This is a genomic window from Staphylococcus sp. HMSC070D05, assembly GCF_001815595.1.
Classification (GTDB): domain Bacteria; phylum Bacillota; class Bacilli; order Staphylococcales; family Staphylococcaceae; genus Staphylococcus; species Staphylococcus hominis.
Genome location: NZ_KV821130.1, coordinates 1 through 6,890 on the forward strand (window position 1 = coordinate 1; position 6,890 = coordinate 6,890).

Annotated in this window: 7 protein-coding genes; 5 read left to right on the plus strand and 2 right to left on the minus strand. The window is 30.2% G+C overall.

All coding sequences use genetic code 11. The annotated features are described in order from the left end of the window. Positions 1 to 11: 11 nt before the first annotated feature. The 3 genes from HMPREF3046_RS10975 to HMPREF3046_RS05720 all read left to right on the plus strand — a co-directional run bounded on the left by HMPREF3046_RS10975 (position 12) and on the right by HMPREF3046_RS05720 (position 2,386). Positions 12 to 401 carry a hydroxymethylglutaryl-CoA synthase gene (locus HMPREF3046_RS10975; protein WP_020444595.1) on the plus strand — a complete coding sequence of 130 codons (390 nt, stop codon included), beginning with the start codon at positions 12 to 14 and terminating at the stop codon, positions 399 to 401. A 716-nt stretch (positions 402 to 1,117) separates the two neighbouring features. Beyond that, a complete protein-coding gene (locus HMPREF3046_RS05715; protein ID WP_000958858.1) occupies positions 1,118 to 1,861 on the plus strand; it encodes a glycerophosphoryl diester phosphodiesterase in 744 nt (247 codons plus the stop codon). A 96-nt stretch (positions 1,862 to 1,957) separates the two neighbouring features. Then, positions 1,958 to 2,386 (plus strand): MaoC family dehydratase, encoded by a 429-nt coding sequence (locus tag HMPREF3046_RS05720; protein ID WP_000872606.1) that lies wholly within the window; start codon positions 1,958 to 1,960, stop codon positions 2,384 to 2,386. A gap of 45 nt (positions 2,387 to 2,431) precedes the next feature. Here the strand turns inward: HMPREF3046_RS05720 and mecA are convergent, their stop codons facing one another. Continuing rightward, positions 2,432 to 4,441 (minus strand): PBP2a family beta-lactam-resistant peptidoglycan transpeptidase MecA, encoded by a 2,010-nt coding sequence (gene mecA, locus HMPREF3046_RS05725; RefSeq protein WP_001801873.1) that lies wholly within the window; start codon positions 4,439 to 4,441, stop codon positions 2,432 to 2,434. Positions 4,442 to 4,537: 96 nt separating this feature from the next. Between mecA and mecR1 the strand changes: the two genes are divergently transcribed. Continuing rightward, the gene (mecR1, locus tag HMPREF3046_RS05730) at positions 4,538 to 6,295 is read left to right on the plus strand and encodes a beta-lactam sensor/signal transducer MecR1 (RefSeq protein ID WP_000952923.1); all 1,758 of its coding nucleotides are present in this window, start codon (positions 4,538 to 4,540) and stop codon (positions 6,293 to 6,295) included. Further along, positions 6,295 to 6,666: a mecA-type methicillin resistance repressor MecI gene (gene mecI, locus HMPREF3046_RS05735; RefSeq protein WP_070717379.1), complete on the plus strand. Its 372-nt coding sequence runs from the start codon at positions 6,295 to 6,297 to the stop codon at positions 6,664 to 6,666. Before mecR1 ends, mecI begins: the two co-directional genes overlap by 1 nt. A gap of 84 nt (positions 6,667 to 6,750) precedes the next feature. On the opposite strand, the gene psm-mec is transcribed toward mecI, so the two are convergent. Continuing rightward, positions 6,751 to 6,819, minus strand: coding sequence for a phenol-soluble modulin PSM-mec (gene psm-mec, locus HMPREF3046_RS11220; RefSeq protein ID WP_014532405.1), 69 nt, complete (start codon positions 6,817 to 6,819; stop codon positions 6,751 to 6,753). Positions 6,820 to 6,890 lie beyond the last annotated feature (71 nt).

Genomic DNA, 6,890 nt, shown 5'->3' on the forward strand with positions numbered 1-6,890 from the left:
TTATACTATAAATTCAACTTTGCAACAGAACCGTATTATGGAATAGAGATGTTGGTAACATTTATACAGGATCATTATACTTAAGTTTAATTTCGTTATTACAGAACCACACATTCCAACCAGAAGAGAAAGTATGTCTATTTAGTTATGGTTCAGGAGCAGTAGGAGAAATCTTTAGTGGTTCAATCGTTAAAGGATATGACAAAGCATTAGATAAAGAGAAACACTTAAATATGCTAGAATCTAGAGAGCAATTATCAGTCGAAGAATACGAAACATTCTTTAACAGATTTGATAATCAAGAATTTGATTTCGAACGTGAATTGACACAAGATCCATATTCAAAAGTATACTTATACAGTATAGAAGACCATATCAGAACATATAAGATAGAGAAATAAACTAGTGGCCGATTGTGCTTGATGAGCTTGGGACATAAATCCTAACTCGAAATAAATAAGCATATCACTAAACTGATTTTTTAAAGTTTACAGTGATATGCTTATTTTTTTATCTTACGATTTTGTACGTGCATGCTTGCCTAGGGGTATGGCTCGAGCCATTAGTCTCTCGCACATACTATTCCCTCAGGCGTCAGCACTTACAAAATCGGTTGTAATTTTCATTTTTATACGCATTCTTACTGAGATTATACTAATAAGAGGAATAGTAAAAGCAATTCTAAGTAAAATTGCAGATAAGAGGTTTGTTAAAAGCAGTTCTCAGTAAAATTACAGATAAGAGGTACGTTAAAAGCAGTTCTAAGTAAAATTGCAGATAAGAGGTACGTTAAAAGCAGTTCTAGGCAAAATTGCAGATAAGAGGTGCGTTAAAAGCAGTTCTCAGTAAAATTGCTGATAAGGGGTAAGTTAAAAGCAATCCTAAGTAAAATTGCAGATAAGGGGTACAGAAAAACTAGACTTGATTACAAAATGGAGCTTGGGACATAAATGATTTTTTAAAAATGAGATGAGACGTAGATTAACTCCATAATCAATACGAATCTATCGACTTCTTTATTTATGATATTCATCTCTTTTTAATGGAAATAAAAGTGCGATTAATGTGATAATACAGTTACGTTAATTAAAAAAATAAAAATGCAAGGAGAGGTAATATGCTAACTGTATATGGACATAGAGGATTACCTAGTAAAGCTCCGGAAAATACAATTGCATCATTTAAAGCTGCTTCAGAAGTAGAAGGTATAAACTGGTTGGAGTTAGATGTTGCAATTACAAAAGATGAACAACTGATTATCATTCATGATGATTATTTAGAACGGACTACAAATATGTCCGGGGAAATAACTGAATTGAATTATGATGAAATTAAAGATGCTTCTGCAGGATCTTGGTTTGGTGAAAAATTCAAAGATGAACATTTGCCAACTTTCGATGATGTAGTAAAAATAGCAAATGAATATAATATGAATTTAAATGTAGAATTAAAAGGTATTACTGGACCGAATGGACTAGCACTTTCTAAAAGTATGGTTAAGCAAGTGGAAGAACAATTAACAAACTTAAATCAGAATCAAGAAGTGCTCATTTCAAGCTTTAATGTTGTGCTTGTTAAACTTGCAGAAGAAATCATGCCACAATATAACAGAGCAGTTATATTCCATACAACTTCGTTTCGTGAAGACTGGAGAACACTTTTAGATTACTGTAATGCTAAAATAGTAAACACTGAAGATGCCAAACTTACTAAAGCAAAAGTAAAAATGGTAAAAGAAGCGGGTTATGAATTGAACGTATGGACTGTAAACAAACCAGCACGTGCAAACCAACTTGCTAATTGGGGAGTTGATGGTATCTTTACAGACAATGCAGATAAAATGGTGCATTTGTCTCAATAGAAAGTTAGAGGTGAGTCTTACGTTTCAGTGACGGTAGACTTACCTTTAACATGTTACATACTAAAAAATTAATTTGAATAAGAAAGAGAGACATATATGAAATACGATGATTTTATAGTAGGAGAAACATTCAAAACAAAAAGCCTTCATATTACAGAAGAAGAAATTATCCAATTTGCAACAACTTTTGATCCTCAATATATGCATATAGATAAAGAAAAAGCAGAACAAAGTAGATTTAAAGGTATCATTGCATCTGGCATGCATACACTTTCAATATCATTTAAATTATGGGTAGAAGAAGGTAAATACGGAGAAGAAGTTGTAGCAGGAACACAAATGAATAACGTTAAATTTATTAAACCTGTATACCCAGGTAATACATTGTACGTTATCGCTGAAATTACAAATAAGAAATCCATAAAAAAAGAAAATGGACTCGTTACAGTGTCACTTTCAACATACAATGAAAATGAAGAAATTGTATTTAAGGGAGAAGTAACAGCACTTATTAATAATTCATAATAAAACAGTGAAGCAACCATCGTTACGGATTGCTTCACTGTTTTGTTATTCATCTATATCGTATTTTTTATTACCGTTCTCATATAGCTCATCATACACTTTACCTGAGATTTTGGCATTGTAGCTAGCCATTCCTTTATCTTGTACATCTTTAACATTAATAGCCATCATCATGTTTGGATTATCTTTATCATATGATATAAACCACCCAATTTGTCTGCCAGTTTCTCCTTGTTTCATTTTGAGTTCTGCAGTACCGGATTTGCCAATTAAGTTTGCATAAGATCTATAAATATCTTCTTTATGTGTTTTATTTACGACTTGTTGCATACCATCAGTTAATAGATTGATATTTTCTTTGGAAATAATATTTTTCTTCCAAACTTTGTTTTTCGTGTCTTTTAATAAGTGAGGTGCGTTAATATTGCCATTATTTTCTAATGCGCTATAGATTGAAAGGATCTGTACTGGGTTAATAAGTATTTCACCTTGTCCGTAACCTGAATCAGCTAATAATATTTCATTATCTAAATTTTTGTTTGAAATTTGAGCATTATAAAATGGATAATCACTTGGTATATCTTCACCAACACCTAGTTTTTTCATGCCTTTTTCAAATTTCTTACTGCCTAATTCGAGTGCTACTCTAGCAAAGAAAATGTTATCTGATGATTCTATTGCTTGTTTTAAGTCGATATTACCATTTACCACTTCATATCTTGTAACGTTGTAACCACCCCAAGATTTATCTTTTTGCCAACCTTTACCATCGATTTTATAACTTGTTTTATCGTCTAATGTTTTGTTATTTAACCCAATCATTGCTGTTAATATTTTTTGAGTTGAACCTGGTGAAGTTGTAATCTGGAACTTGTTGAGCAGAGGTTCTTTTTTATCTTCGGTTAATTTATTATATTCTTCGTTACTCATGCCATACATAAATGGATAGACGTCATATGAAGGTGTGCTTACAAGTGCTAATAATTCACCTGTTTGAGGGTGGATAGCAGTACCTGAGCCATAATCATTTTTCATGTTGTTATAAATACTCTTTTGAACTTTAGCATCAATAGTTAGTTGAATATCTTTGCCATCTTTTTTCTTTTTCTCTATTAATGTATGTGCGATTGTATTGCTATTATCGTCAACGATTGTGACACGATAGCCATCTTCATGTTGGAGCTTTTTATCGTAAAGTTTTTCGAGTCCCTTTTTACCAATAACTGCATCATCTTTATAGCCTTTATATTCTTTTTGTTTTAATTCTTCAGAGTTAATGGGACCAACATAACCTAATAGATGTGAAGTCGCTTTTCCTAGAGGATAGTTACGACTTTCTGTTTCATTAGTTGTAAGATGAAATTTTTTTGCGAAATCACTTAAATATTCATCCATTTTTTTAACGGTTTTAAGTGGAACGAAGGTATCATCTTGTACCCAATTTTGATCCATTTGTTGTTTGATATAGTCTTCAGAAATACTTAGTTCTTTAGCGATTGCTTTATAATCTTTTTTAGATACATTCTTTGGAACGATGCCTATCTCATATGCTGTTCCTGTATTGGCCAATTCCACATTGTTTCGGTCTAAAATTTTACCACGTTCTGATTTTAAATTTTCAATATGTATGCTTTGGTCTTTCTGCATTCCTGGAATAATGACGCTATGATCCCAATCTAACTTCCACATACCATCTTCTTTAACAAAATTAAATTGAACGTTGCGATCAATGTTACCGTAGTTTGTTTTAATTTTATATTGAGCATCTACTCGTTTTTTATTTTTAGATACTTTTTTTATTTTACGATCCTGAATGTTTATATCTTTAACGCCTAAACTATTATATATTTTTATCGGACGTTCAGTCATTTCTACTTCACCATTATCGCTTTTAGAAATATAACTGCTATCTTTATAAACTTGTTTGAAATTTTTATCTTCAATTGCATCAATAGTATTATTAATTTCTTTATCTTTTGAAGCATAAAAATATATACCAAACCCGACAACTACAACTATTAAAATAAGTGGAACAATTTTTATCTTTTTCATCAATATCCTCCTTATATAAGACTACATTTGTAGTATATTACAAATGTAGTATTTATGTCAAAATAATGTTATAATTTTTGTGATATGGAGGTGTAGAAGGTGTTATCATCTTTTTTAATGTTAAGTATAATCAGTTCATTGCTCACGATATGTGTAATTTTTTTAGTGAGAATGCTCTATATAAAATATACTCAAAATATTATGTCACATAAGATTTGGTTATTAGTGCTCGTCTCCACGTTAATTCCATTAATACCATTTTACAAAATATCGAATTTTACATTTTCAAAAGATATGATGAATCGAAATGTATCTGACACGACTTCTTCGGTTAGTCATATGTTAGATGGTCAACAATCATCTGTTACGAAAGACTTAGCAATTAATGTTAATCAGTTTGAGACCTCAAATATAACGTATATGATTCTTTTGATATGGGTATTTGGTAGTTTGTTGTGCTTATTTTATATGATTAAGGCATTCCGACAAATTGATGTTATTAAAAGTTCGTCATTGGAATCGTCATATCTTAATGAACGACTTAAAGTATGTCAAAGTAAGATGCAGTTCTACAAAAAGCATATAACAATTAGTTATAGTTCAAACATTGATAATCCGATGGTATTTGGTTTAGTGAAATCCCAAATTGTACTACCAACTGTCGTAGTCGAAACCATGAATGACAAAGAAATTGAATATATTATTCTACATGAACTATCACATGTGAAAAGTCATGACTTAATATTCAACCAGCTTTATGTTGTTTTTAAAATGATATTCTGGTTTAATCCTGCACTATATATAAGTAAAACAATGATGGACAATGACTGTGAAAAAGTATGTGATAGAAACGTTTTAAAAATTTTGAATCGCCATGAACATATACGTTATGGTGAATCGATATTAAAATGCTCTATTTTAAAATCTCAGCACATAAATAATGTGGCAGCACAATATTTACTAGGTTTTAATTCAAATATTAAAGAACGTGTTAAGTATATTGCACTTTATGATTCAATGCCTAAACCTAATCGAAACAAGCGTATTGTTGCGTATATTGTATGTAGTATATCGCTTTTAATACAAGCACCGTTACTATCTGCACATGTTCAACAAGACAAATATGAAACAAATGTATCATATAAAAAATTAAATCAACTAGCTCCGTATTTCAAAGGATTTGATGGAAGTTTTGTGCTTTATAATGAACGGGAGCAAGCTTATTCTATTTATAATGAACCAGAAAGTAAACAACGATATTCACCTAATTCTACTTACAAAATTTATTTAGCGTTAATGGCATTCGACCAAAATTTACTCTCATTAAATCATACTGAACAACAATGGGATAAACATCAATATCCATTTAAAGAATGGAACCAAGATCAAAATTTAAATTCTTCAATGAAATATTCAGTAAATTGGTATTACGAAAATTTAAACAAACATTTAAGACAAGATGAGGTTAAATCTTATTTAGATCTAATTGAATATGGTAATGAAGAAATATCAGGGAATGAAAATTATTGGAATGAATCTTCATTAAAAATTTCTGCAATAGAACAGGTTAATTTGTTGAAAAATATGAAACAACATAACATGCATTTTGATAATAAGGCTATTGAAAAAGTTGAAAATAGTATGACTTTGAAACAAAAAGATACTTATAAATATGTAGGTAAAACTGGAACAGGAATCGTGAATCACAAAGAAGCAAATGGATGGTTCGTAGGTTATGTTGAAACGAAAGATAATACGTATTATTTTGCTACACATTTAAAAGGCGAAGACAATGCGAATGGCGAAAAAGCACAACAAATTTCTGAGCGTATTTTAAAAGAAATGGAGTTAATATAATGGATAATAAAACGTATAAAATATCATCTGCAGAATGGGAAGTTATGAATATCATTTGGATGAAAAAATATGCAAGTGCGAATAATATAATAGAAGAAATACAAATGCAAAAGGACTGGAGTCCAAAAACCATTCGTACACTTATAACGAGATTGTATAAAAAGGGATTTATAGATCGTAAAAAAGACAATAAAATTTTTCAATATTACTCTCTTGTAGAAGAAAGTGATATAAAATATAAAACATCTAAAAACTTTATCAATAAAGTATACAAAGGCGGTTTCAATTCACTTGTCTTAAACTTTGTAGAAAAAGAAGATCTATCACAAGATGAAATAGAAGAATTGAGAAATATATTGAATAAAAAATAAAATTGTTGTGTTTACAACAATACATAGAAAACAGAGGAAACAATCAAGTCGTTGAATATTTCCTCTGTTTTTTAGTTGAAAAAATTAACCGAAAGCCTGAATGCAAGTCTTGATTAAATCAATAATGCTTGTAATAACACCAGTGAAATCCATATGCATACCCTCTTTCTATTTAAGATACATTAAGTATAAGGTTCTGTTGCAAAGTTGAATTTATAGTATAA